This is a genomic window from Pseudomonas sp. (assembly GCF_030698175.1).
Lineage (GTDB): Bacteria > Pseudomonadota > Gammaproteobacteria > Pseudomonadales > Pseudomonadaceae > Aquipseudomonas.
On record NZ_JAUYNT010000015.1, the window covers coordinates 144,836 to 168,658 of the forward strand.

19 protein-coding genes and 1 pseudogene are annotated in these 23,823 nt (G+C 59.0%); 10 read left to right on the plus strand and 10 right to left on the minus strand.

From position 1 onward, the window contains the following. Positions 1 to 97: 97 nt before the first annotated feature. From alaC to acnB, 5 genes are all read right to left on the minus strand, one after another. Entirely contained in the window at positions 98 to 1,339 is a 1,242-nt protein-coding gene (alaC, locus tag Q8R10_RS07265) for an alanine transaminase (RefSeq protein ID WP_305652398.1), read from the minus strand. Between the two features lie 213 nt (positions 1,340 to 1,552). After that, positions 1,553 to 2,131 (minus strand): ANTAR domain-containing response regulator, encoded by a 579-nt coding sequence (locus Q8R10_RS07270; RefSeq protein WP_305652400.1) that lies wholly within the window; start codon positions 2,129 to 2,131, stop codon positions 1,553 to 1,555. Between the two features lie 62 nt (positions 2,132 to 2,193). After that, entirely contained in the window at positions 2,194 to 3,417 is a 1,224-nt protein-coding gene (locus Q8R10_RS07275) for a CmpA/NrtA family ABC transporter substrate-binding protein (RefSeq protein WP_305652402.1), read from the minus strand. A 210-nt stretch (positions 3,418 to 3,627) separates the two neighbouring features. Then, on the minus strand, positions 3,628 to 3,837 hold the full coding sequence (locus tag Q8R10_RS07280) for a YgdI/YgdR family lipoprotein (RefSeq protein WP_305652404.1): 210 nt from the start codon (positions 3,835 to 3,837) through the stop codon (positions 3,628 to 3,630). Between the two features lie 126 nt (positions 3,838 to 3,963). Continuing rightward, entirely contained in the window at positions 3,964 to 6,564 is a 2,601-nt protein-coding gene (gene acnB / locus Q8R10_RS07285) for a bifunctional aconitate hydratase 2/2-methylisocitrate dehydratase (protein ID WP_305652450.1), read from the minus strand. 475 nt (positions 6,565 to 7,039) lie between these two features. On the opposite strand from acnB, the gene Q8R10_RS07290 reads away from it, so the two are divergent. Further along, complete coding sequence (locus tag Q8R10_RS07290) at positions 7,040 to 7,516, plus strand: DUF1289 domain-containing protein (protein WP_305652407.1); 477 nt, start codon at positions 7,040 to 7,042, stop codon at positions 7,514 to 7,516. A gap of 55 nt (positions 7,517 to 7,571) precedes the next feature. Here Q8R10_RS07290 and Q8R10_RS07295 read toward each other — a convergent pair whose 3' ends face one another. Beyond that, positions 7,572 to 8,435 carry a universal stress protein gene (locus tag Q8R10_RS07295; protein WP_305652409.1) on the minus strand — a complete coding sequence of 288 codons (864 nt, stop codon included), beginning with the start codon at positions 8,433 to 8,435 and terminating at the stop codon, positions 7,572 to 7,574. Between the two features lie 243 nt (positions 8,436 to 8,678). On the opposite strand from Q8R10_RS07295, the gene Q8R10_RS07300 reads away from it, so the two are divergent. After that, positions 8,679 to 9,284 carry a tRNA-(ms[2]io[6]A)-hydroxylase gene (locus Q8R10_RS07300; RefSeq protein ID WP_305652411.1) on the plus strand — a complete coding sequence of 202 codons (606 nt, stop codon included), beginning with the start codon at positions 8,679 to 8,681 and terminating at the stop codon, positions 9,282 to 9,284. 51 nt (positions 9,285 to 9,335) lie between these two features. Here Q8R10_RS07300 and Q8R10_RS07305 read toward each other — a convergent pair whose 3' ends face one another. Next, positions 9,336 to 10,055 carry a UDP-2,3-diacylglucosamine diphosphatase gene (locus Q8R10_RS07305; protein ID WP_305652413.1) on the minus strand — a complete coding sequence of 240 codons (720 nt, stop codon included), beginning with the start codon at positions 10,053 to 10,055 and terminating at the stop codon, positions 9,336 to 9,338. Continuing rightward, the gene (locus Q8R10_RS07310) at positions 10,052 to 10,546 is read right to left on the minus strand and encodes a peptidylprolyl isomerase (RefSeq protein ID WP_305652415.1); all 495 of its coding nucleotides are present in this window, start codon (positions 10,544 to 10,546) and stop codon (positions 10,052 to 10,054) included. Before Q8R10_RS07310 ends, Q8R10_RS07305 begins: the two co-directional genes overlap by 4 nt. Before the next feature lie 241 nt (positions 10,547 to 10,787). Between Q8R10_RS07310 and Q8R10_RS07315 the strand changes: the two genes are divergently transcribed. Then, a complete protein-coding gene (locus tag Q8R10_RS07315) occupies positions 10,788 to 12,461 on the plus strand; it encodes a glutamine--tRNA ligase/YqeY domain fusion protein (RefSeq protein ID WP_305652417.1) in 1,674 nt (557 codons plus the stop codon). Further along, complete coding sequence (gene cysS, locus Q8R10_RS07320; protein ID WP_305652419.1) at positions 12,461 to 13,846, plus strand: cysteine--tRNA ligase; 1,386 nt, start codon at positions 12,461 to 12,463, stop codon at positions 13,844 to 13,846. The genes Q8R10_RS07315 and cysS overlap by 1 nt, the downstream gene beginning before the upstream one ends. A 447-nt stretch (positions 13,847 to 14,293) precedes the next feature. Here cysS and Q8R10_RS07325 read toward each other — a convergent pair. Both Q8R10_RS07325 and Q8R10_RS07330 read right to left on the minus strand, forming a co-directional pair. After that, positions 14,294 to 15,132 (minus strand): annotated as a pseudogene (locus tag Q8R10_RS07325) (polysaccharide deacetylase family protein). 363 nt (positions 15,133 to 15,495) lie between these two features. Beyond that, the gene (locus tag Q8R10_RS07330) at positions 15,496 to 17,352 is read right to left on the minus strand and encodes a sigma-54-dependent Fis family transcriptional regulator (RefSeq protein WP_305652421.1); all 1,857 of its coding nucleotides are present in this window, start codon (positions 17,350 to 17,352) and stop codon (positions 15,496 to 15,498) included. Between the two features lie 276 nt (positions 17,353 to 17,628). Here Q8R10_RS07330 and Q8R10_RS07335 point away from each other — a divergent pair, with 276 nt between their 5' ends. The 6 genes from Q8R10_RS07335 to Q8R10_RS07360 all read left to right on the plus strand — a co-directional run bounded on the left by Q8R10_RS07335 (position 17,629) and on the right by Q8R10_RS07360 (position 23,636). Further along, complete coding sequence (locus Q8R10_RS07335) at positions 17,629 to 18,723, plus strand: ABC transporter ATP-binding protein (RefSeq protein WP_305652423.1); 1,095 nt, start codon at positions 17,629 to 17,631, stop codon at positions 18,721 to 18,723. Next, positions 18,723 to 19,856 carry an ABC transporter ATP-binding protein gene (locus Q8R10_RS07340; protein ID WP_305652425.1) on the plus strand — a complete coding sequence of 378 codons (1,134 nt, stop codon included), beginning with the start codon at positions 18,723 to 18,725 and terminating at the stop codon, positions 19,854 to 19,856. The genes Q8R10_RS07335 and Q8R10_RS07340 overlap by 1 nt, the downstream gene beginning before the upstream one ends. After that, positions 19,853 to 20,716, plus strand: coding sequence for a carbohydrate ABC transporter permease (locus tag Q8R10_RS07345; protein WP_305652427.1), 864 nt, complete (start codon positions 19,853 to 19,855; stop codon positions 20,714 to 20,716). Before Q8R10_RS07340 ends, Q8R10_RS07345 begins: the two co-directional genes overlap by 4 nt. 8 nt (positions 20,717 to 20,724) lie before the next feature. Then, a complete protein-coding gene (locus Q8R10_RS07350; protein ID WP_305652429.1) occupies positions 20,725 to 21,525 on the plus strand; it encodes a carbohydrate ABC transporter permease in 801 nt (266 codons plus the stop codon). A gap of 12 nt (positions 21,526 to 21,537) precedes the next feature. Then, positions 21,538 to 21,810 carry a DUF2160 domain-containing protein gene (locus Q8R10_RS07355; RefSeq protein WP_305652430.1) on the plus strand — a complete coding sequence of 91 codons (273 nt, stop codon included), beginning with the start codon at positions 21,538 to 21,540 and terminating at the stop codon, positions 21,808 to 21,810. 83 nt (positions 21,811 to 21,893) lie between these two features. Next, on the plus strand, positions 21,894 to 23,636 hold the full coding sequence (locus Q8R10_RS07360) for an ABC transporter substrate-binding protein (RefSeq protein ID WP_305652432.1): 1,743 nt from the start codon (positions 21,894 to 21,896) through the stop codon (positions 23,634 to 23,636). The last annotated feature ends 187 nt before the right edge of the window (positions 23,637 to 23,823 follow it).

The window sequence follows — 23,823 nt, forward strand, 5'->3', positions numbered from 1 at the left end:
CACGCAATGGCGTGGTGCGTTGTGGGCGGGAAGTACGGGCTAAGTTGGGGCGGGGTGAATCGCGCTGCCAGGCGGCAGCGCGAATGGGTGGCATTAGTTAGTCGCGAGCTTCAGTTGGCTTGCGCGCATCCGGCTTGCCGATCAAGCCATCGTGGCGAAACATGGCTTTGATCCCGCGCACGGCTTGGCGGATGCGGTCCTGGTTTTCGATCAGGGCGAAGCGCACATGATCGTCGCCATAGTCACCAAAGCCGATGCCCGGTGACACGCATACCTTGGCATCGCTGAGCAGCTTTTTGGCAAATTCCAAAGAGCCAAGGTGGGCGTAGGGTTCGGGGATTTTGGCCCAGATATACATCGCCGCTTTGGGGTTTTCGACCATCCAGCCGGCTTCGTGCAGGCCGCGCACCATCACATCGCGGCGCTGCTTATATTGCTCGGCGATTTCCTGCACACAGGTTTGATCGCCCTCCAGCGCAGCAATCGCGGCCACTTGCAGCGGGGTGAAGGTGCCGTAGTCGTGGTAGCTCTTGATCCGCGCCAGGGCGTTGACCAACTCCGGGTTGCCGACCATAAAGCCGATGCGCCAACCGGCCATGTTGTAGCTCTTGGACAGGGTGAAGAATTCCACGGCGATGTCCTTGGCGCCCTCGACTTGCATGATCGACGGTGCCTTCCAGCCATCGAAGACGATGTCGGCATAGGCCAGGTCATGCACCACCAGCACGTTGTAGCGCTTGGCCAGCGCCACCACCCGCTCGAAGAACTCCAGTTCCACGCACTGGGCGGTGGGGTTGGAGGGAAAGCCTAAGATCATCATCTTCGGTTTGGGAATGGTTTCGCGGATGGCTTTTTCCAGCTCGGCAAAAAAATCCACCCCCGGAATCAGCGGCACCGAGCGCACCTGGGCGCCGGCGATCACCGCGCCGTAGATATGAATCGGATAACTGGGGTTGGGCACCAGCACCGTATCGCCATGGTCGAGGGTGGCCAGCATCAGGTGTGCCAGGCCTTCCTTGGAGCCGATGGTGACTATGGCTTCGCTGTCGGGGTCGATCTCCACCGCATAACGGTCTTTGTACCAGCGTGAAATCGCCCGGCGCAGGCGTGGAATACCGCGGGAGGTGGAGTAGCCGTGGGTGTCTTCGCGCTGGGCGACTTGCACCATTTTCTCGACAATGTGCGGCGGCGTGGGGCCGTCGGGGTTGCCCATGCTGAAGTCGATAATGTCCTCGCCACGCCGGCGCGCAGCCATTTTCAGTTCGGCGGTGATATTGAAGACGTAAGGGGGGAGACGATCAATGCGCGCAAAGCGGCGCGGCGAAGGCTGTTCGGCCATGTGAACCTCGAAGACGTAAGCGCCCGGAACCGTCCGAGCGACGTTGGCCAGTGCACTGGCCAGTGGCGAAGATACGTGGGCGTGGCGTGGTTGTCGAGGTGCCCGGATTGAATGTTGGGGGATGGGTAGGGTGGGCTTCAGCCCACCAAGAACTTTGCGCTGGGCGGTGGGCTGAAGCCCACCCTACAACTGGCGAGCAGCGGGTGCAGGCGCTTACTGACCGAGCAGATCGTTCATGGCGATGATTTGTTCGGCCACTTGAATCAGCTTCTGTTGGCGGCTCATGGCTTGGCGGCGCATCAGGGTGTAGGCCTCTTCTTCGTTGCAGTTTTTCATCTGCATCAGCATGCCCTTGGCCAACTCGACCCGTTTGCGCTCGGCCATTTGCTGGTCGCGGGCGTTCAGCTGGGCGCGCAGGGCTTGGTCGCTTTCAAAACGCACCATGGCCACGTCGAGGATCGGTTTCAGGCGCTGCGACTGAATCCCCTCAACGATGTAGGCGCTCACTCCCGACTGAATCGCCTGGCGCATCACGTCGGGGTTTTGCTCATCGGTAAACATCACTATCGGCCGCGGCTGATCACGGGTCACCAGGCAGACTTGCTCCATCACGTCGCGGCCCGGGGAGTCGCTGTCGATCAAGATCACATCCGGGCGCACCGCTTCGACCCGCGCCGGCAGGTCGATAATCAGGCCCGATTCGTCGATCACCTCAAAGCCGGCTTCGATCAGCGCGGCGCGCAGGCGGCCGACTTTTTTCGGGGTGTCATTGATCAGTAAGATGCGCAACATTTTTGCAGCTATGCCCATTGCAGACGGGTCCATTGACGAAGTTTCCATTAACGACAGTCTCCCTAGCATGAGACGAGAGTTTGGCGGGCATCGCTTAACGCGTGCAGTTCAAAACTGCGGGCGTAGCCTGCGGGATCGCTGCCATCCCATAGTTTGCCATCAATCAGGGTCGAGCTGCGCATGGCGTCGGCTGGAATGGCAATGCCCAGATGGCTGGCGGCTTGGCGGTACAGCTCAAGCTGCTGAACCTGCTGGGCAACGGCCAGGTAGTCGGGATCGCTGCGCAATAAACCCCAGCGGCGGAACTGGGTCATAAACCACAGACCGTCGGAGAGGTAGGGCATGTTGACCTCGCCATTGCCGAAGAAGCGCAGCGGTTGCTGATCGAGCCAGGCATGGCCATTGCCATCTTCGTATTGGCCCAGAAAGCGCGGCAAGATGCTATTGAGCGGCGTATCAATATAGTCGCTGCCGCAGATCAGCTGCGCGCTGCTGCGTTTGTTTTCCTCGCTCTCGTCGATAAAGCGGCTGGCTTCCAGCACCGCCATGACCAGTGCGCGGGCCGTATTGGGGTACTCCTCGACAAAGGCGCGAGTGCAACCCAGGACTTTCTCCGGGTGGTCAGGCCAGATCGATTGGCTGGTGGCCAGGGTGAAACCTTGTTGCTCGCCAATCGCCTGGGCCCCCCAGGGTTCGCCGGCGCAAAAGCCATCGATGCGTCCGGCTTGGAGGTGGGCGACCATTTGCGAGGGAGGCACTACGACTGAGTTGACGTCTTCAAGCGGATGAATGCCCTGGCTGGCCAGCCAATAATTGAGCCACATGGCATGGGTGCCGGTGGGGAAGGTTTGTGCGAAGGTGAGCTTTGCACCGCTTTGATGCACATGCGCGCACAGCGCCTCGCTGCTGGTCACGCCGCGGGCTTGCAAGGGTTGCGATAAATTGATGCTCTGACCGTTTTGCGCCAGCCCCATCAGCACCGCCATGTCCACCGGCGGGGTGCCGCCAATCCCCAGGTGCACGGCATACAGCAAACCATACAAACCTTGGGCGGCGTCGAGCTCGCCACTAATCAGCTTGTCGCGCAGGGTCGCCCAGGAGGCTTGGCGTTGCAGGTTGAGGGTCAAACCGTAGGGCTGGGCAAAGCCCTGGGTGGCCGCCACGATTAGCGAGGCCGAGTCGGTGAGGGCCATAAAACCTAGATTGATGACGCTCTTTTCTGGGGCGTCGGAGCCGGCAACCCAGGCGAGACTGTCGGTGCGGCTGTGGGGGTGAGCATCGGTCATTGCAGTTTTCCGTTTAAGCACAAAAAATCACTGTCCAGTCGGGAAATACCCGACCTTTGAGCGACGCCATTGTCTGATTTGTGCCTGCCGCCGTTGGCAGGTAAGAATTTACAAAGACATTGCAAGCGATATGCCAGCGCTGGTTTTGATGCCTTGAATAAACACAAAACCCCGCACAGGGCGGGGTCAGGTAAACCGGTATAGCGGTGTTTAGCGTTCGAGAATCTGTTTGACCGTGGCCTTTTGGATTTGCTGGTCGCGGCCTTGGCTGTCTTCGAAGCGATACATATCGGTATCTTCGTCCAGGCGCGGCTTGCCGTCGGTGGTAATCAGTTGGCCATCGGTGGTGGCAATGATGTATTCGCTTGAGCAGCCCGTCAGGCTCAGTAAACAGCAGGCGGTGAGAAGCAATTTTTTCATGGTGTTTCCCTTAATGGTTAAACAGCTAAAGCTGTCGCTACGCTATCGAGTTAGCGTCGAGTTGCCAATCGCTTAAGCAAAAAAAAGCCCCGCCGCGAGGCAGGGCTTTTCGACAGCGTTAGAACCTTAAGCTTGAACGACCGGGATAGTGGCGTTCGCTGCAGCCTCACGGAACTCGGCGATCTGGTCGAAGCTCAGGTAGCGGTAAACGTCGGCAGCCATGCTGTCGATGTCGGCCGCGTAGACCATGTACTCTTCAACCGTCGGCAGTTTGCCGGTGATTGCCGCGACAGCAGCCAGTTCAGCCGAGGACAGGTACACGTTGGCACCATCACCCAAGCGGTTCGGGAAGTTACGGGTCGAGGTCGATACTACTGTGGAGTTCGGCTCAACCCGTGCCTGGTTACCCATGCACAGCGAGCAGCCGGGCATTTCCAAGCGCGCGCCGGCTTTGCCGAAGATGCCGTAGTAGCCTTCTTCGGTCAGCTGATGGGCATCCATCTTGGTCGGCGGCGACAGCCACAGGCGAGTCGGCAGGGTGCCTTCGACCTTCTCCAGCAACTTACCGGCAGCGCGGAAGTGACCGATGTTGGTCATGCACGAACCGATGAACACTTCGTCGATCTTCTGGCCCTGTACGCTGGACAACAGACGAGCGTCGTCCGGGTCGTTTGGCGCGCAGAGAATCGGCTCTTTGATGTCGTTCAGGTCGATTTCGATGATTTCGGCGTATTCGGCATCGGCATCAGCGGCCAGCAGTTGCTGATCGGCAATCCAGGCTTCCATCGCTTGGGCGCGTCGCTCCAGGGTCCGTGCATCGCCGTAGCCTTCGCCGATCATCCAGCGCAGCAGGGTGATGTTGGACTGCAGGTATTCGGCAATCGCCTTCTCTGGCAGCTTGATGGTGCAACCCGCGGCAGAGCGCTCGGCCGAGGCGTCGGACAGCTCGAAAGCCTGCTCAACGGTCAGCTCGGTCAAACCTTCGATTTCAAGGATGCGGCCGGAGAAGGCGTTGATTTTGCCCTTCTTCTCAACGGTCAACAGGCCTTTCTGGATCGCGTAGTACGGGATCGAGTGGACCAGATCGCGCAGGGTGATGCCAGGCTGCATTTTGCCTTTGAAACGCACCAGAATCGATTCCGGCATGTCCAGTGGCATCACGCCGGTGGCGGCGGCGAAAGCTACCAGGCCAGAACCGGCCGGGAAGGAGATGCCCATCGGGAAGCGGGTGTGCGAGTCACCACCGGTACCGACGGTGTCCGGCAGCAGCATACGGTTCAGCCAGCTGTGGATGATGCCATCGCCTGGACGCAGGGATACGCCGCCACGGGTGCGGATGAAATCCGGCAGGGTGTGGTGGGTGGTCACGTCGATTGGTTTTGGATAAGCCGCGGTGTGGCAGAACGACTGCATCACCAGGTCGGCGGAGAAGCCCAGGCACGCCAGGTCTTTCAGCTCGTCACGGGTCATCGGGCCAGTGGTGTCCTGGGAGCCGACGGTGGTCATCTTCGGTTCGCAGTAGGTGCCTGGACGTACGCCAGTCACGCCGCACGCGCGACCAACCATTTTCTGCGCCAGGGTGAAACCCTTGGTGCTTTCGGCCGGTTGCTCAGGCTTCTTGAACAGATCAACTGGGCCCAGGCCCAGCTCGGCGCGGGCTTTGTCGGTCAAGCCGCGACCAATGATCAGCGGGATACGGCCACCGGCACGAACTTCGTCCAACAGCACTGGGGTCTTCAGTTCGAAGGTGGTGATCACCTCGTCGGTGCCGTGCTTGCAGACTTTGCCGGCGTATGGGTAGACGTCAATCACGTCGCCCATATTGATGTTGCTCACATCGAATTCGATCGGCAGGGCGCCGGCGTCTTCCATGGTGTTGTAGAAAATCGGCGCGATCTTGCTACCGAAGCAGAAACCACCGGCGCGCTTGTTCGGTACATTCGGGATGTCGTCGCCGAAGAACCACAGCACCGAGTTGGTGGCGGATTTGCGCGAAGAACCAGTACCGACCACGTCGCCCACGTAGGCAACCGGGAAGCCTTTGGCGCGCATTTCGGCGATCAATTTCAACGGGCCGATGGCGCCTTGTTGCTCAGGCACTATGCCGTCGCGGGCCATCTTCAGCATGGCCAGGGCGTGCAGTGGAATATCCGGGCGCGACCAGGCATCAGGGGCTGGCGACAGGTCGTCGGTGTTGGTCTCGCCAGTCACCTTGAACACGGTCAGGGAGATTTTTTCAGCCGTGGCTGGGCGGTTTTTAAACCACTCGCCGTCGGCCCAGGAAGCCAATACGGCTTTGGCGCTGGCGTTGCCGTTTTTGGCTTTTTCGGCCACGTCGTGGAACGCATCAAACATCAGCAGGGTGTGCTTGAGTTGTGCGGCGGCAACTTCAGCCAGCTCAGCGTTGTCGAGCAGTTCAACCATGGTGGCGATGTTGTAGCCGCCTTGCATGGTGCCCAGCAGCTCAACGGCGCGTTGCTTGCTGATTAGTGGGGTAGAAGCTTCGCCTTTGGCGACAGCAGACAAGAAACCGGCCTTAACATAAGCCGCTTCATCCACGCCGGACGGTACGCGATTGGTGATCAGGTCAACCAGGAAGGCTTCTTCGCCTGCCGGTGGGTTTTTCAACAGCTCTACCAGAGCTGCGGTTTGTTCGGCGTTCAGCGGCTGGGGCACGATGCCCTGAGCGGCACGCTCTTCAACATGTTTGCGATAGGCTACGAGCACGGTTATTACCCTCATCAGTGGTCCCGGCCGGTTGTCCGGGACGCGCATCCAGAAATCACCGAACCATGCGTCGTACGGCTTTTTGAGCCGTTTGACCAAGGTTTCAGTGCCTCCAACAAGTAGAAGCTGTTTTCAAAGTTTTACGCCGCAGGTAGGGCCTGATGAGGGCTGCGCTTAAGGTTGTGAGCGAAGTCGGCAACCTTAAAACACGTATTCCTGGCGGATCAGAGAAGTGGGCCATTTACCCGGCTGAGCAACCCGCAAAAATTGCTCAACGCCTCTCTGTCTGTGCTCGTGACGCTTTGAAAACAGCTTCTAGCGGACATCGGCGCCTAAGATCGGCGCCTAAAATGGCCCGTCGATTCTACTGGATGTTGGCGCTAAAGTTAAGCTGCAAAGCCAAGGCCTGCGTGGTGTCGGTCTAGACAAAAGGCTAAGATGGCAGCCGCTTTTCTTCGCTGTGTATCGACTCGCCATGTCCACGCAACCCATCAAGACGCCTTGCGTCGGCCTCTGCTCCACTGTTTACGGTGATTTAGTTTGCCGTGGCTGTAAGCGTTTCCATCACGAAGTGGTGAACTGGAATCTGTATGGCGATGAGGCCAAACGGGCGGTATTGCAGCGGCTGGAAGTCCTGCTGGTGCAGGTCATGCAGGGCAAAGTCGCGGTGTTTGATCCTGCGCGATTGCGTCTGCAGCTTGAGCAGCGGGCGATTCGTTTTGCGCCCCAGCAGTCGCCCTATTGCTGGGCCTATTTGTTGATAGTGCGCGGCGCGCGGGTGATCAGTCAGCTCGAGGCTTACGGTTTGGTGCTGCTGCCAGAATTTCGCAACTGGGCGCTGCCCGAGTTGCGCGATGCGATTGACCGCGAGTTCTTTTTGCTCTCAGAGGCGCATTACGAGCGCTATATAGCCCCACGGTTTTTGCGTGAAGGGCTGGAGGCTGACATTTAGCCGATATAAGCCACAAAAAAACCGCTCGTGAGCGGTTTTTTTTGTTATGTGGCGCTTAGCGCTGTGCGACCAGCTCTTCCAGGTGGTCAATCACATCGTCAGGCTTGAGCACCAGTACATCGCTGTCCAGGGTATCCAGGATCACTTCGGCAGTGTTGCCGATCAGTGCGCCGGAGATGCCGGTGCGGGCCACTGTGCCGATCACAGTGAGCACGGCATTGAGTTTGCTGGCCATGAAGGGGATCAGTACATCCGCTGGGCCTTCTTCGATATGCAGGCACTCGGGGGCGAGGGCCAGTTCGTTGAGGAAGGCTTGGCAGTTGTTTTTATAGCGTGCCTCGATGCTTTCCTTTAACTGAAAAGTTGGGTCGGCGGCCGACAGCATGGGGGATGGATAAGCGCTGATCACGTGCAGCACGCCTTGGGCGAGTTCTGCAATGTCAAAGCCATGGTTGATAATGCTGCTGTGCAGCGCACGATGCTCGCCGTCGGCATTGCCGGCATCCACTGCGGCTAAAACAGTGCCGTTAGTCCAGGGCTTATCGGACTTCACCATCAGTACCGGGGCTGGGCAATAGCGCAGTAACTTCCAGTCATCGGGGGTCAGGATTAGTTTTTTTAGCGGATTGTCAGGCGTGTGCTGCTTGATGATCAGGCCGCAACCTTCGGCTTGCTGCGCGGCGATAACGGTTTGGTGAATGCTGCTCAGCCAGTTTTGCTGGGTGCTGACACTAAAGCCCTCGGTGCTAAGGCTGGCGGCCAAGGCGTCGAGTTCGGCTTGGTGATCATGGTTTTTTTCGCACACCAGTAGGTGCAGATGTGACTGGGTCACCCCGGCGATCAGCTTGGCGCGCTTGAGAGCCAAGCCATCTGGCTGGTGCGGTTGGATTACAACCAGAATGCTGCGAATGGCCTGCATGATCATCTCCCTGAGAATATTTTTGGCTAAGTTACTTTAGTCAAATTTTGCCGCGCCAAGCCTGATGCACATCAAGTTCTTGCGGCTTCTCGGCCGCCGTTAGCGCTGCATAAGTCCGTATAATGCTTGGCTTTTATGGCTGCGGCTAGCTGACGACGGTTAGCCGTTGCGGTGGACCGGCAAATTAGTTCGATCGGCGCACAGGCAAGAGCCTGTGCGCGGGTTGTTTGGGAGCGATGGGCGATGAATTTTCCAGATATTCAGCAGTTTTTAGGCTGCCCAACGCCACAAGCCTGGGTTGTGGCGGCGTTGGCTGATCAAGAAACCTTGCTGCTGGATCACAAGAACTGTGAATTCAAAGCCGCTTCAACTGCTTTGAGTTTGATGGCCAAGTACAGCAGCCATGTTGAGATCACCGAGGCCATGCCGCGCTTGGCGCGTGAAGAGTTGGTGCACTACGAGCAAGTGCAGCGCCTGATGCGTCGGCGCCAAATCGCCCATCGGCAACTGTCGGCCAGTCGCTATGCCTCGGGGTTGCGTAAATTGGTGCGCAGCCACGAGCCAGTCAAACTGGTTGATACTCTGGTGGTGGGGGCATTTATTGAGGCGCGTTCTTGTGAGCGCTTCGAGGCCTTGGTGCCGCATCTGGATGATGAACTGGCAGCTTTTTACGCGGGTTTGCTGAAGAGCGAAGCGCGGCACTTTCAAAAGTATCTGAAGCTCGCCTATCTGTACGGCGAGGCCGCCGACGTTGAGCGGGTCATTGAGAAGGTCAGGGCGGGGGAGCAGGAGTTGATCGAGTCGCCGGATAGCGAGTTTCGCTTTCACAGTGGTGTGCCGGCCGTTTAACTCAGTCGGTGGCAGACTCGCTGCCGAGTCTGCCAGGCTTTTAACAGTCTTTTAGAGTGCGAAGGGCGCTTGCTGATAGCCGTTTTCGTCGATTTGCAGGGCCCAGCCTTGCCGGTCCCAGTCTCCCAATACAATACGTTGCGCGGCTTGGCCGGAAACGTCCAATGTATGGGTTTGGGGTCTGTGGGTGTGCCCGTGGATCAGGGTGCGCACGCCATATTTCGCCATGATTCGCGGGACTTCTGCCAGCGTAACATCGGTAATGCTGGTGGCTTTTTGCCGGGTGTGCACTTGGCTTTCGTTGCGTAATTTGCGCGCCAGCTGACGGCGTTTAGCCAGTGATAAATGGTGCAAGATCCACAGGCTCAGCGGGTTGCGCAGCAGTTTGCGCATGCGCATATAGCCGATATCGCTGGTGCACAGACTGTCGCCATGCATCAACAAAACCTGTTCGCCGCATAAGTTGACCAGGCATGGATCGCGCAGCAAGGTGCAGCCGGCTTGCTGGCAAAAGGCTTGGCCGAGCATGAAATCGCGGTTGCCGTGCATCAGGTAGATAGCCGTGCCGCTGTCGCTGAGTTGGCGTAGCGCAGCTGCAATGCTGTGTTGATAAGGGCTCATGTCGTCGTCGCCGACCCAGACCTCAAAGAAATCACCGAGGATGTACAGCGCATCGCACGCGTTGGCGCGTTGCTGCAAGAACAATAAAAACGCCCGGGTAATGTCCGGGCGTTGTTCTTCAAGGTGTAGATCAGAGATCAGTAAGATCACTCAACGATCTCGGCGCGCTCGATGATTACATCTTCCAGTGGCACGTCTTGATGGCCGCCTTTGGTGCCCGTGGCAACCGCTTTGATCTTCTCAACCACATCCAGGCCTTCAACCACTTCGCCGAATACGCAGTAGCCCCAGCCCTGTGCAGTCTTGGAGCTGTGATCGAGGAAGTCGTTGTCTTTCACGTTGATGAAGAACTGTGCAGAAGCCGAGTGCGGCTCGTTGGTGCGGGCCATGGCAACAGTGCCGGATTTGTTCGACAGGCCATTGTCGGCTTCGTTTTTGATCGTGGCGCGGGTGGCTTTTTGCTGCATGCCCGGCTCAAAGCCGCCGCCCTGGATCATAAAGTTGCTGATCACACGGTGGAAAATCACGTTGTCGTAGTGACCGTCTTTAACGTACTCGATGAAGTTGGCCACAGTTTCTGGAGCTTTGTCGGCAAACAGATTTAGGGTGATAACGCCGTGATTGGTGTGCAATTTGATCATGCTGGAATCCGCCATGAGGGTGATTGATGGGTTTTAACAGATTTGGCTGGCGCTTGCCCTGCGTGCGGAGGGCATAAATCAAGGCCGTGCGGGGTAAATGGGTGTTTATCCTGGGTATTTCAAGCCCTATCGGCTGCGCCTTGCGGCTTTGCGGCTGTTAGGGGCTTGACGGGTTCGCTATCATAGGCGCTTTGACTTAGTCGGCCTACCCAGGCTGTGCACCTGCATGATCAAGGACCCCATGAGCAAGCCTGAAATCCCAAGCGTTGCACCTGCTAACTTTCTCCGTCAGATCGTCCAGAGCGACTTGGATGCCGGCAAGCACGCGAAAATCATCACGCGCTTTCCGCCCGAGCCTAATGGTTACCTGCACATTGGGCACGCCAAGGCGATCTGCGTGAATTTTGGTTTGGCCAAAGAGTTCGGTGGTGATTGCCATCTGCGCTTCGATGACACCAACCCGGCTAAGGAAGATCAGGAGTACATCGACGCCATCGAAAGCGATGTGAAGTGGCTGGGGTTTGAGTGGTCGGGCGAGGTGCGTTATGCCTCCAATTACTTCGATCAGCTGTACGCCTGGGCGATTGAATTGATCAAAGCCGGCAAGGCCTATGTCGATGACCTGTCGCCGGACCAGGCCCGTGAATACCGTGGCAACTTGACCGAGCCAGGCAAGAACAGCCCGTTCCGTGAGCGCCCGGTGGCCGAGAGCCTCGATCTGTTTGCGCGCATGAAAGCCGGCGAGTTCGCCGATGGCGCCCGTGCATTGCGGGCGAAGATCGACATGGCCGCGCCGAACATGAATCTGCGCGACCCGATTCTGTATCGCATCCGCCATGCCCATCACCACCAGACCGGTGATAAGTGGTGCATCTACCCAAGCTATGACTTCACTCACGGTCAGTCGGATGCCATTGAGGGCATTACCCACTCGATTTGCACCCTAGAGTTCGAGGATCACCGTCCGCTCTACGAATGGTTCCTGGCCAACTTGCCGGTGCCGGCGCAGCCGCGTCAGTATGAGTTCGCCCGCCTCAACCTGAACTACACCATCACCAGCAAGCGCAAGCTCAAGCAGCTGGTCGATGAAAAGCACGTCAGTGGCTGGGACGATCCGCGCATGTCGACGCTGTCCGGCTATCGCCGTCGCGGCTACACCCCGGCATCGATCCGCACCTTCTGCGACATGGTGGGTGTCAACCGTGCCGGTGGCTTGGTTGATATCGGCATGCTGGAATTCGCCATCCGCGAAGACCTTGATGCCAGCGCCGCGCGGGCCATGTGCGTGCTCAAACCGCTGAAAGTCGTTATTACTAATTACCCGGAAGATCAGGTCGAGAATCTCGAGCTGGCCCGTCATCCCAAGCAGGATATGGGTGTGCGTCAGTTGCCGTTCGCCCGCGAGATTTACATCGACGCCGGCGACTTTGAAGAAGTCGCGCCAGCCGGCTACAAACGCTTGGTTCCGGGTGGTGAAGCGCGTTTGCGCGGCAGCTACGTGATTCGCGCCGATGAGGCGATCAAGGATGCGGCAGGCAATATCGTCGAGCTGCGCTGCTCGTATGACGAAAACACCCTGGGCAAAAACCCCGAGGGTCGCAAGGTCAAGGGCGTGATTCATTGGGTGCCGGCAGCCGCCAGCATCGAGTGCGAAGTGCGCCTGTATGATCGCCTGTTCCGTTCGGCACAACCGGAAAAAGCCGAAGACGGCGCCGGCTTTCTTGAAGACATCAATCCGAATTCGCTGCAGGTGCTTACCGGTTGCCGCGCCGAGCCGTCGCTGGCGCAGGTGCAGCCCGAGGAGCGTTTTCAGTTCGAGCGTGAAGGCTACTTCTGCGTCGATTTGAAAGATTCCAAGCCGGGTAAACCTGTGTTCAATCGCACCGTTACTCTGCGTGATTCCTGGGGGCAATGATGGCGCTGTCGATCTACAACACGCTAAGCAAAACCAAGGAAGTATTTACGCCGCTGGAAGGCAATAAGGTACGCATGTATGTCTGCGGCATGACCGTGTATGACTTCTGCCACCTGGGCCACGGTCGCAGCATGGTGGCCTTCGATGTGATCACCCGCTGGTTGCGCCACAGCGGCTATGAGCTGACCTATGTGCGCAATATCACCGACATCGACGACAAAATTATCAATCGCGCCAATGACAATGGCGAGGCGTTTGAAGCACTGACCGAGCGCATGATTGCCGCGATGCATGAAGATGAGGCGCGGCTGAATATTCTCAAGCCGAATATGGAGCCGCGTGCCACCGAGCATATCGCCGGCATGCACTCGATGATTCAGACCCTGATCGACAAGGGTTACGCCTACGCGGCGGGGAATGGCGATGTTTATTACCGGGTCGGCAAGTTTGTCGGCTACGGCAAGCTGTCGCGTCGGCGCATCGAAGATTTGCGCATCGGTGCGCGTATTGCGCCCGATGAGGCCAAGCAAGATCCGCTGGATTTCGTCCTGTGGAAGGCCGCCAAGCCGGGCGAGCCGAGCTGGCCGTCGCCTTGGGGTGATGGGCGGCCGGGTTGGCACATCGAGTGCTCGGTGATGTCGACCTGCTGCCTGGGCGATACCTTCGATATTCATGGCGGCGGCAATGATCTGGAGTTTCCGCACCACGAGAACGAAATCGCGCAAAGCGAGGCAGCTACTGGCAAGCCCTACGCCAAGGCGTGGCTGCACTGCGGGATGATCACCATCAATGGCGAGAAGATGTCCAAGTCCTCGGGTAACTTCTTCACCATTCGTGAAGTGCTGGAGAAATATCATCCAGAAGTGGTGCGCTATCTGCTGATTGGCAGTCATTACCGCAGTCCGATTAACTATTCGGAAGACAATCTGCGTGAGGCCAAGGCTGCCCTGGAGCGCTTCTACAACGCCCTGAAAGGCCTGCCAGCGGTTGCGCCTGCGGCGGCCGACGATTTTGTCGCGCGCTTTACCGTGGCCATGGATGACGACTTTAATACTGCCGGTGCTTGCTCGGTGTTGTTCGAGTTGGCGCGCGAAGTGAATCGTCTGCGTGATACTGACCTGCCTGCTGCTGCGGCCCTGGCGGCGCGCTTGAAGTCGCTGGCGGCGTTGTTGGGTGTGTTGCAGCTTGAGCCGGACGAGTTTTTGCGTGGCGATGTCGGCGGACGGGTTGATGTGCAGGCCATTGAGGCCTTGATCGAGGCTCGCTTGCTGGCGCGCAGTAACAAAGACTGGGCGGGGTCCGATCAGATCCGTGATCAGTTGGCGGCGCTGGGTGTGGTGCTGGAAGACAGCAAGGGCGTGACTAGCTGGCGGTTGGCGGAATAATCGTTTGCCAGATTAGACAGGCCGCTTTCGAGCGGCCTTTTTCTTTTTCGCGGTATGGAGTGGGCCGCGCAGGTTGAGCGAAGCGATAGTCATCCTTCTTCCGGAAAATCACAGCGGGTTTCCCCGGTATGGGCGATGAACAGTCTTTTTGTCGCCCGGGTTCTACGCAAGCGCGATAGACACCCCATACCTTGGCGAGGGTGTGGGGCTTCTTGCTGATCGGGGATTAGTCTGTCGTGCAGCTATCCAGCAACGCCCTGAACATCTGCAACTGCTCAAGAGCGGTGCGCTGGCGCTGGCTGGGCGCAGGCTTTTGCGGGATCCAGCTGCTGGCGCTGCTGCATGCGAAGGAGGGCGCGCCCCGTGCGCACGGCACACCCTGCAAAGGTCATCACAATGGCTTGCAGCGAGTCACTGGGAGTCACTGGGAGTCACTGGGAGTAAGGCTCAGTTCCATAGCCAGTTCCATATGCCAGGCAGGCGCGCGTACTGCAGCGGGTCGCTCAGGGTGCGCTGCAAGGCTGCACGTTCGAGGGCCGTGCGCTGGTCATAGAAGGGTTTGGCGTCAGTGGCGAGCCCGACGTCTACGGCTACATCCAGCAGAATCTGCAGGTACTCCTGCATATGCCGCGCGGTGTATGTGTTGAGGTCATGGAAGGTCACGACCACCGGGATTAGCTCATCCACCACTGGCATGCGGTCGGTGTGGATCTGTGTCGCTATCAGTGCAAGTTGGTCGCGCAGGTTGCTGCGCCGGCGCAGGCTGCCGTTGATGCCCCAGGTCTTGCCGTCGCTGGCGCTCAGGTCGGTCAGCAGCAAATGCAGGCCATGCGCCTGGTAGGCGGCAAAGGTGTGCGGGTTGTAGTTCCAGAACGGTGGCCGGACCAAACGCGGCGGCTTGCCACTGACAGCGCTGAGATTGGCCACGCCATCGCGTAGCGACTGTTCCAGTTCAGCCGGGCTGATGAAGCGGTGATTGGAGTGCCTAGGTGTGGCGGTGTGAAAACCCAGCAAGTGACCGTCTTTCTGTTGGCGACGCAGCAATGCCTGCCCTTGAGCGCCGCCGCCAGCGTAAGGCGCGCGCGTCTGGATAAAGAACAGCGCCTTGATTCCGGGCTGGACGGGGTTGTCTGCCAGGGCGTCGATAATCTGTCGGTCGGGTTGAGCCCCAGGCTGCTACTCGGGCCGTCGTCGAAGCTAAGCAAAAAGCGTATCGGCGCACTCTCGGGTGATGGCTGGGGAGGCGGCGCGCTGACGCAGGCACTCAACAGAACCAGGGCCGTTATCGCTCAGCCCCATGTACGTAGCTTTCGTGGGGCTCGGCAAAATGATGCCAATGCTCGTAAAGCGGCGACTGTAGGGCACAATGGGAAACTCATCGGGTTGTTTGACTCGTGAAGGCCGGGGGCGAAGGGTACAGTAGCCGGGGTGGTTCGGGGCTTTACTGTGGATGCCGGCAAGTGCCGGCTAACGGCGCGAGATGGAGAGTGAGCAAACGGCGCTGCTCGATTGTTGGCGGTTTTGCTTGTTTCGATCGGTTTTGGCGATTATCAGTTAAATTCGTCCACTATTCGCCGCAATAACTCGCCTGTTTTCGGTGTTGAGCCTGTGGCAACGTTGCCGTGCAAAGGGCGATCGATGACAGCGTTTTAAAGCTTCAGCCCCTGCTCCCTCAACCGCTTATACAACGTGTTGCGGCTCACGCCTAAGCGCCTTGCCAGGTGCGAAATATTGCCGCCGCAGGCCTGAAACTGGCTGGCCAGGTCATCATCATCGGCGGCCAATAACCCCGGTTGCTCACTTGCCGATGTCCCCTCATCGATTTCCTGCAAATCGGCAAAAAAATCATCCGGCAGATGCTCCGATCGAATCGGCTGGTCATCGGCCATGGCCAGGGCGATTTGCAGCACGCTGCTGAGTTGGCGCAGGTTGCCCGGCCAGGGGTGGCGCTCGAATAGTTCCATCACCTCTGGGCTGGGCCTGGCCCATTGCTGGGGTTCGCGGTGGTATTCCCAGATGCGTTGCACCATGGCGGCTTTGTCGGTGCGTTCGCGCAGCGGTGGCAGCTCCAGGTTGAGGCCGCTGATGCGGTAGTAGAGGTCTTGGCGGAACAGGCCGGTGTCGACGTCCTGGCGCAGCGAGCGGTTGGTGGCGGAGATCAGGCGGATGTCCACCGGGTAGAGCTCGCTGCTGCCCAGCGGTTGCACGCAGCGTTCTTGCAATACCCTGAGCAAGCGGGCTTGCACCCGCAGTGGCATGTCGCCGATTTCATCGAGAAACAGGGTGCCTAGATGGGCCTTGCGGATCAGGCCGACGCTGCCTTTCTGGTTGGCGCCGGTGAAGGCGCCTTTTTCGTAGCCAAACAGTTCGGATTCCACCAGCTCGGCGGGAATGGCCGCGCAATTGACCGCGATCAACGCGTGCTTGACGCGGGAGCTGGCGTGGTGCAGGGCTTTGACGAAAACTTCCTTACCGACGCCGGTTTCGCCATGCACCAGGATCGGGATGTCTTTTTCCAGCAGGCGTTCGGCCTGGCGTACGGCTTTATCGACGCGTGGGTCGCCGAGGTTGATCGAGGCCAGGGTAAAGCCTTTGCTGCTGTCTTCAGGGTCGATGGGCTGACGGAAATCCCTGGCCTGGATCGGCGCAGGTTGCTGCGGGCGTTTGACCTGAGCGTGAAAGCGAAAACGCCCGCCGGCGCGCAGGCTGAAGGGCTGGGCTTCGGGCTGATTGAGCAGGTGGCGCAGCGGCACGTCGAACAGGCTTTCGATATTCACCCGCGCCAGACTGACGCCGAGCAGGCTGTCGGCGCGGCGGTTGGCCGATACCACCTGACCTTGCTCATCGAAGATCAACAGCCCGGCCCAGGGGCTTTCCAGGTTGTCCAGGCTGGTATTGAACGTCAGTTGAAAGTAGCGCTGCTGGAACAGGTTGAGGATCAGGCGGTTTTCCACCGACTGGCTCATCATCTTGACCATGCCCAGGGTATGGGCGGGCGGCAGGTAGCTGTCGCTGGAAACGTCCAGTACCGCAATCATTTGCCGTTGCTCGTCGAAAATCGGCGAGGCCGAGCCGGTCATGAAACGGTTGACCTTGAGGAAGTGCTCATCGTGCTGGATATGCACCGGTTGCGCGCAGTTCAAGGCGGTGCCTATGGCATTGGTGCCGGTGTAGCGCTCCAGCCAGCTGGCCCCGGCGACGAAGCCGGGTGCGCGGCTGGGCTCGATAAAGCGCTGGTCGCCCCAGGACTGCAGCACCTGACCCTGGTTGTCGGCGAGCATGATCAGGCAATTGGAATTGGCCAGAATGTTGCCGTAGTAGGGCAGCACTTCTTTATGGGTGGTGTGCACCAGGGCGTGCTGACTTTCCAGCAGGGCAGAGACTTCGCCGGGGCTGGGCTGAGTGAAGATGGGCGTGCTCTGGTGGGTCAGGCCGAAGTCGCGGCAACGCGACCAGGAGTCCTGAATGATGGTCTTGTGGGGCAGGACACTGGCAGCTTCAGCCATGATGAAAGTCTCGCAGTGGGTCTTGTTTTTATCGGGTTTCGGTCTGCGCCGAGGTGCCCCCAGTGTCGCCTATGGCTGTTCAAAGTCAACGCTTCGACTGTTCAAGTGTTCAATATCGACTGTTCAAAACTGTTCACCTGGAAAAATGTTACCCGCGACAATATTCAGATAAGCCTATGTAAAACAATCACATATATGACTTTGTAGACGCTTGGCACGGAACTCGCTTTGTCACTGGGCAGCTAGAACGCAAATAACAAGAAAATAGGACGGCCCATGTCACTTACGCTTGAGAATGTCACGCGTATCGTCGATCAGCAGGTGCACATCGACGATGTAAGCCTGAGCTTCGAACCCGGTTCTTTCAATGTGTTGCTAGGCCGCACCCTGTCCGGCAAGACCAGCCTGATGCGTTTGATGGCGGGCCTGGACAAGCCAAGCAGCGGGCGCATCCTGATGAATGGCGCGGACATGACCAATGTCTCGGTGCGCCAGCGCAACGTGTCGATGGTCTACCAGCAGTTCATCAATTACCCGACCCTGACGGTGTTCGAGAATATCGCCTCGCCGCTGCGCCAAGCCGGGGTGAGCAAAGCCGAGATTCTCGAAAAAGTGCATGCCACGGCGAAGATGCTGCGCATCGAGGCCTTGCTCCAGCGCCACCCGCTGGAACTGTCCGGCGGCCAGCAGCAGCGTACGGCCATGGCTCGCGCCTTGGTCAAGGATGCTTCGCTGATTCTGTTCGACGAACCGCTGGTCAACCTCGACTACAAGCTGCGCGAAGAGCTGCGCCAGGAGATGCGTGAGCTGTTCGAAGCGCGGCATACCATCGCCATCTATGCCACCACCGAACCGAACGAGGCACTGGCCCTGGGCGGCACCACCACCATCCTGCATGAGGGGCGGGTGGTGCAGAGCGGCAAGGCCGCCGAGGTCTACCATCAGCCGCAGAATGTGCTGGCCGCCGAGCTGTTCTCGGAGCCGGCGATCAACCTGATGCCGGGGCGTATCAGTGGCACCGAAGTGAGCTTCGCCGGCGCCGTGCATTTTCCGCTCAACTCCGATTTGCAAAGCATCGCCGAAGGCGAGTACCGCTTCGGTGTGCGGCCCAGCCATATCGGCCTGGTGCCGTCCAACGACGACGATCTGGAGTTGGCCGTGACCGTCGAGCTGGCGGAAATCAGCGGCTCGGAAACTTTCCTGCATGTGCGCAATGAGCAGTTCGTGCTGGTGCTTCATCTGCCGGGCGTACACGAGTACGCCGTCGATACGCCGATCCTCATCTATATCCCGACCCATAAACTGTTTGTCTTCGAGGCCAATGGCCGGTTGATCCAGGCGCCGAGCCGCCGTTTAGCGAGGACTGCCTGATGGCTGAGATACGTTTGCACAACCTCGCCCATAGCTACAGCCACGAGCCCAAGAGTGCGGTTGACTATGCGATCCGCGAGATGAACCATGTCTGGGCGCAGGGCGGTGCTTATGCCTTGCTCGGGCCGTCCGGCTGCGGCAAGTCGACCCTGCTCAATATCATCTCCGGTTTGCTCAGCCCCTCCCGCGGCGAGGTGCAGTTCGACGGCAAGGTGGTCAACCATCTGCATCCCGAGCAGCGCAATATCGCCCAGGTTTTCCAGTTTCCGGTGGTTTACGACACCATGACGGTGTTCGACAACCTGGCGTTTCCGCTGCGCAACCAGGGCATGGCCGAGGCCAGGATCCTGGCCAAGGTCAACGAGATCGCCGAGGTGCTGGAGCTGCATCCACTGTTGCACAAGCGAGCCAGCAACCTCACCGCCGACGAGAAGCAGAAGGTCTCGATGGGCCGCGGTCTGGTGCGTGACGATGTGTCGGCGATCCTGTTCGACGAGCCGCTGACGGTGATCGACCCGCACCTGAAGTGGAAGCTGCGGCGCAAGCTCAAGCAGATCCACGAGCAGTTCAATATCACCATGGTCTACGTCACCCACGATCAGCTGGAGGCCTCGACCTTCGCCGACAAGATCGCGGTGATGTACGGCGGCCAGATCGTCCAGTTCGGCACCCCACGCGAGCTGTTCGAGCGGCCCAGCCACACCTTCGTCGGCTACTTCATCGGCAGCCCGGGGATGAACCTGATCGAGGTCAGTCGTTGCGCGGGCGGGGTGCGTTTCGCCGATACCGTGCTGCCGCTGTCGCCGGCACTCAACCAGCGCCTGGATGAGCTGCAGTGGACGTCCCTGAAAGTCGGCATCCGCCCCGAGTTCGTCCACGTCTGGGAAGGCCCCAACGAGGACGCCCTGTGCGGCGAGGTGGCGCACCTCGAAGACCTGGGTACCTACAAGATCCTCACCCTGCGCCTGGACGGGCAACTGCTTAAAGTGCGTCTGCAGGAGGACCAGCCGGTGCCGCAACAGCAGGTCTATCTGAGTTTTCCGGCGCAGTGGCTGATGCTTTATGCCGACGAATACCTGGTGCAAGAGCTGCCAACGCAAGCTCGGTCGCAATCAGTGGAGGTGCAGCCATGAAGGTTTATAACAACAAGGCCTGGTGGTTGGTATTGCCGGTGTTCCTGCTGGTGGCGTTCAGCGCCATCGTGCCGATGATGACGGTGGTCAACTACTCGGTGCAGGACATCTTCGACCATTCGACGCGCTATTTCGTCGGCGTCGATTGGTATCGGCAGGTGCTTCAGGACACGCGCCTACATGACTCGCTGCTGCGCCAGTTCATTTTTTCCGGCTGCGTGCTGCTGATCGAAATTCCCCTGGGGATTGCCATCGCCCTGACCATGCCGACCAAGGGCCGCTGGGCGTCGCTGGTGCTGATCGTCATGGCGATTCCGTTGCTGATCCCGTGGAACGTGGTCGGCACCATCTGGCAGATCTTCGGCCGCGCCGACATCGGCCTGATGGGCTGGGCGCTGAACAGCATGGGCATCAGCTACAACTACGCCGCCAACACCAGCGATGCCTGGGTCACGGTGCTGATCATGGATGTCTGGCATTGGACTTCGCTGGTGGCGCTGCTCTGTTATTCCGGACTGCGGGCGATCCCCGATGTGTATTACCAGGCGGCGCGTATCGATCGTGCCTCGGCCTGGGCGGTGTTTCGGCATATCCAGTTGCCCAAGTTGAAAAGCGTGCTGCTGATCGCGGTGATGCTGCGTTTCATGGACAGCTTCATGATCTACACCGAGCCGTTCGTGCTTACCGGTGGCGGCCCGGGCAATGCCACCACCTTCCTCAGCCAGACCCTGACCCAGATGGCCATCGGCCAATTCGATCTGGGCCCGGCGGCGGCGTTCTCCCTGGTGTACTTCCTGATCATTCTGTTGGTGTCCTGGCTGTTCTATACCGCCATGACCCATAACGACAAGACGCGCTGAGGCCGACCATGACCCTACGTAAAAAAGTGGTGCTGGGGCTGTATATCCTGTTCCTGCTGGTGCCCATCTATTGGCTGCTGAACATGTCGTTCAAGAGCAACACCGAGATTCTCGGTGGCCTGAGCATGTGGCCGCACAGCTTCACCCTGGCCAACTACAAGGTGATCTTCACCGACCCCAGTTGGTATGAGGGCTACCTTAACTCGCTGTACTACGTGACCTTGAATACGCTGATCTCCCTGACGGTGGCGCTGCCGGCGGCTTATGCCTTCTCGCGCTACCGTTTCCTCGGCGATAAACACCTGTTCTTCTGGCTGTTGACCAACCGTATGGCGCCGCCGGCGGTGTTTTTGCTGCCGTTTTTCCAGCTGTATTCCTCGATCGGTCTGTTCGACACCCATATCGCCGTGGCCCTGGCTCACTGCCTGTTCAACGTGCCGTTGGCGGTGTGGATTCTCGAAGGTTTTATGTCCGGTGTGCCGAAGGAAATCGATGAAACCGCCTATATCGACGGTTACAACTTTCCGAAATTCTTCGTGAAGATCTTTATCCCGCTGATTGGCTCGGGCATCGGCGTCACGGCGTTTTTCTGCTTTATGTTCTCTTGGGTCGAGCTGCTTTTGGCGCGCACCCTGACTTCGGTGAACGCCAAGCCGATTGCCGCGGTGATGACCCGTACCGTATCGGCTTCGGGTATCGATTGGGGCGTACTGGCGGCTGCCGGGGTGTTGACCATCCTGCCGGGCATGCTGGTGATCTGGTTCGTGCGTAACCATGTGGCCAAGGGCTTTGCCCTGGGCCGGGTCTAAGGAGCAAAAATTATGGATTGGATGGCTTGGACTCTGCCCACCGCATTGTTCTTCGGCACTATCGCCGCGATTCTGGCAGGCATGACGGCGTGGGAACTGCGCTCCCCTTGTATTGAGCGCAAAGGCTTCTTGCCGATCAGCACCACCCGTGGTGATCGGCTGTTTATCGGTTTGCTGGGAAGCGCCTACCTGCATCTGCTGGTGGTGGGCGCGACCGATTGGAGTGTGTGGATAGCCTCGGTGCTGTCCTTATTCTTGCTGTTTGCAGTGATGCGTTGGGGCTAAGCCGGGTTGCTGTCGGTCACGACCGCTGGACTCGTGACCTGCAACCGACTTACCTCGCCCAAAAACCTGAGATGGAGGTCTCTATGTTCGACAATAACAACAAAACTCGACATAGCATGGCGCTGGCTGCCTTGCTGACGTTGTCCGGATTGAGCGGCGCCGCTTGGGCGGATGCCTATGAGGAGGCGGCGAAAAAATGGATTGGTTCGGAGTTCACCCCCTCGACGCTGACCGCCGAGCAGCAGCTTGCTGAATTGCAATGGTTTATCAAGGCGGCCGAGCCGTTCCGCGGCATGAGCATCAGCGTCGCCTCGGAAACCATCGCCACCCACGAGTACGAGTCCAAGGTGCTGGCCAAGGCCTTCAGTGAAATCACCGGCATCCAGCTCAAGCACGACTTGATGCAGGAAGGCGATGTGGTGGAAAAGCTGCAAACCCAGATGCAGTCGGACAAGAACATCTACGACGGCTATATCAACGATTCCGACCTGATCGGCACTCACTTCCGTTACGGCAAGGCCGTGCCGCTGACCGACATGATGGCCGGTGATGGCAAGGATTTCACCTCGCCGACTCTGGACCTGCCGGACTTCATCGGCCTGGACTTCACCACCGCGCCGGATGGCAAGCTGTATCAGCTGCCCGACCAGCAGTTCGCCAACCTCTATTGGTTCCGCGCCGACTGGTTCGAGCGTCCGGAGCTGAAGGCCAAGTTCAAGGAAATCTACGGCTACGAGCTGGGTGTGCCAGTTAACTGGTCGGCCTATGAGGACATTGCCGAGTTCTTCTCGGAGAAGGTCAAGGAAATCGACGGCCAGCGCGTCTACGGCCATATGGATTACGGCAAGAAAGACCCCTCCCTGGGCTGGCGTTTCACCGATGCCTGGTTCTCCATGGCCGGCGGTGGCGACAAGGGGCTGCCTAACGGCCTACCGGTGGACGAATGGGGCATTCGGGTAGACGGTTGCCGCCCGGTCGGTTCCAGCGTCGCCCGCGGCGGTGACACCAACGGCCCGGCGGCGGTCTATGCGACCACCAAGTATGTCGACTGGATGCGCCAATACGCGCCGCCGGAAGCCCGGGGCATGACCTTCTCCGAAGCGGGGCCAGTACCGGCTCAGGGCAGCATCGCCCAGCAGATCTTCTGGTACACCGCCTTTACCTCCGACATGACCAAGGCGGGCTTGCCGGTGGTCAACGAAGATGGCACGCCGAAGTGGCGCATGGCACCTTCGCCGAAAGGTCCGTACTGGGAAGAGGGCATGAAGCTGGGTTATCAGGACGCCGGTTCCTGGACCTTCCTCAAGTCCACCCCGGACAAGCAGCGTCTGGCGGCCTGGTTGTATGCCCAGTTCGTCACCTCGAAAACCGTGTCGCTGAAGAAGACGCTGGTTGGTCTGACACCGATTCGTGAGTCGGATATCAACTCTCAAGCGATGACCGACGCCGCGCCTAAGCTCGGTGGTCTGGTGGAGTTCTATCGCAGCCCGGCCCGCGTGCAGTGGACCCCGACCGGCACCAACGTGCCTGACTACCCGCGTCTGGCCCAGCTGTGGTGGCAGTTCATCGCCGAGGCGGCCAGTGGTGACAAGTCGCCACAAGAGGCGCTGGATGGTCTGGCGGCAGCCCAGGACACCATGCTTGGTCGTCTGGAGCGCGCCGGCGTGCTGGGTGAGTGCGGTCCTAAGCTGAACGAGGCGAAAGACCCGCAGTACTGGTTGGATCAGCCGGGCGCCCCCAAGCCGAAACTGGCGAACGAAAAGCCCAAGGGTGAAACCATCAATTACAACGAGCTGCTCAAGTCCTGGGAACAAGCGCGTGATTGATAGTTAACCGGTCATAAAAAACGGCACCCTCGGGTGCCGTTTTTTATGGCTCTGTACCCGTTAACTGTTGCAAGGTCTAAACTCAAGACGCGTGCTCATCAAGGAGTACCGTTATGGATGCCCAATCCTTTCAACACCTGCTGGTTCGGCTTGATCTGCTCACGATCAAACAGAAATCCATCGTTCA

What these genes read in the sequence shown, in the direction of transcription:
- alaC (WP_305652398.1), bottom strand. Translation starts at nt 1,339, where the DNA reads ATGGCCGAACAGCCTTCGCCGCGCCGCTTTGCGCGCATTGATCGTCTC.
- Q8R10_RS07270 (WP_305652400.1), bottom strand. Translation starts at nt 2,131, where the DNA reads ATGTTGCGCATCTTACTGATCAATGACACCCCGAAAAAAGTCGGCCGC.
- Q8R10_RS07275 (WP_305652402.1), bottom strand. Translation starts at nt 3,417, where the DNA reads ATGACCGATGCTCACCCCCACAGCCGCACCGACAGTCTCGCCTGGGTT.
- Q8R10_RS07280 (WP_305652404.1), bottom strand. Translation starts at nt 3,837, where the DNA reads ATGAAAAAATTGCTTCTCACCGCCTGCTGTTTACTGAGCCTGACGGGC.
- Q8R10_RS07290 (WP_305652407.1), top strand. Translation starts at nt 7,040, where the DNA reads ATGTCCACGCAACCCATCAAGACGCCTTGCGTCGGCCTCTGCTCCACT.
- Q8R10_RS07295 (WP_305652409.1), bottom strand. Translation starts at nt 8,435, where the DNA reads ATGCAGGCCATTCGCAGCATTCTGGTTGTAATCCAACCGCACCAGCCA.
- Q8R10_RS07300 (WP_305652411.1), top strand. Translation starts at nt 8,679, where the DNA reads ATGAATTTTCCAGATATTCAGCAGTTTTTAGGCTGCCCAACGCCACAA.
- Q8R10_RS07310 (WP_305652415.1), bottom strand. Translation starts at nt 10,546, where the DNA reads ATGATCAAATTGCACACCAATCACGGCGTTATCACCCTAAATCTGTTT.
- Q8R10_RS07315 (WP_305652417.1), top strand. Translation starts at nt 10,788, where the DNA reads ATGAGCAAGCCTGAAATCCCAAGCGTTGCACCTGCTAACTTTCTCCGT.
- cysS (WP_305652419.1), top strand. Translation starts at nt 12,461, where the DNA reads ATGGCGCTGTCGATCTACAACACGCTAAGCAAAACCAAGGAAGTATTT.
- Q8R10_RS07330 (WP_305652421.1), bottom strand. Translation starts at nt 17,352, where the DNA reads ATGGCTGAAGCTGCCAGTGTCCTGCCCCACAAGACCATCATTCAGGAC.
- Q8R10_RS07335 (WP_305652423.1), top strand. Translation starts at nt 17,629, where the DNA reads ATGTCACTTACGCTTGAGAATGTCACGCGTATCGTCGATCAGCAGGTG.
- Q8R10_RS07340 (WP_305652425.1), top strand. Translation starts at nt 18,723, where the DNA reads ATGGCTGAGATACGTTTGCACAACCTCGCCCATAGCTACAGCCACGAG.
- Q8R10_RS07345 (WP_305652427.1), top strand. Translation starts at nt 19,853, where the DNA reads ATGAAGGTTTATAACAACAAGGCCTGGTGGTTGGTATTGCCGGTGTTC.
- Q8R10_RS07350 (WP_305652429.1), top strand. Translation starts at nt 20,725, where the DNA reads ATGACCCTACGTAAAAAAGTGGTGCTGGGGCTGTATATCCTGTTCCTG.
- Q8R10_RS07355 (WP_305652430.1), top strand. Translation starts at nt 21,538, where the DNA reads ATGGATTGGATGGCTTGGACTCTGCCCACCGCATTGTTCTTCGGCACT.
- Q8R10_RS07360 (WP_305652432.1), top strand. Translation starts at nt 21,894, where the DNA reads ATGTTCGACAATAACAACAAAACTCGACATAGCATGGCGCTGGCTGCC.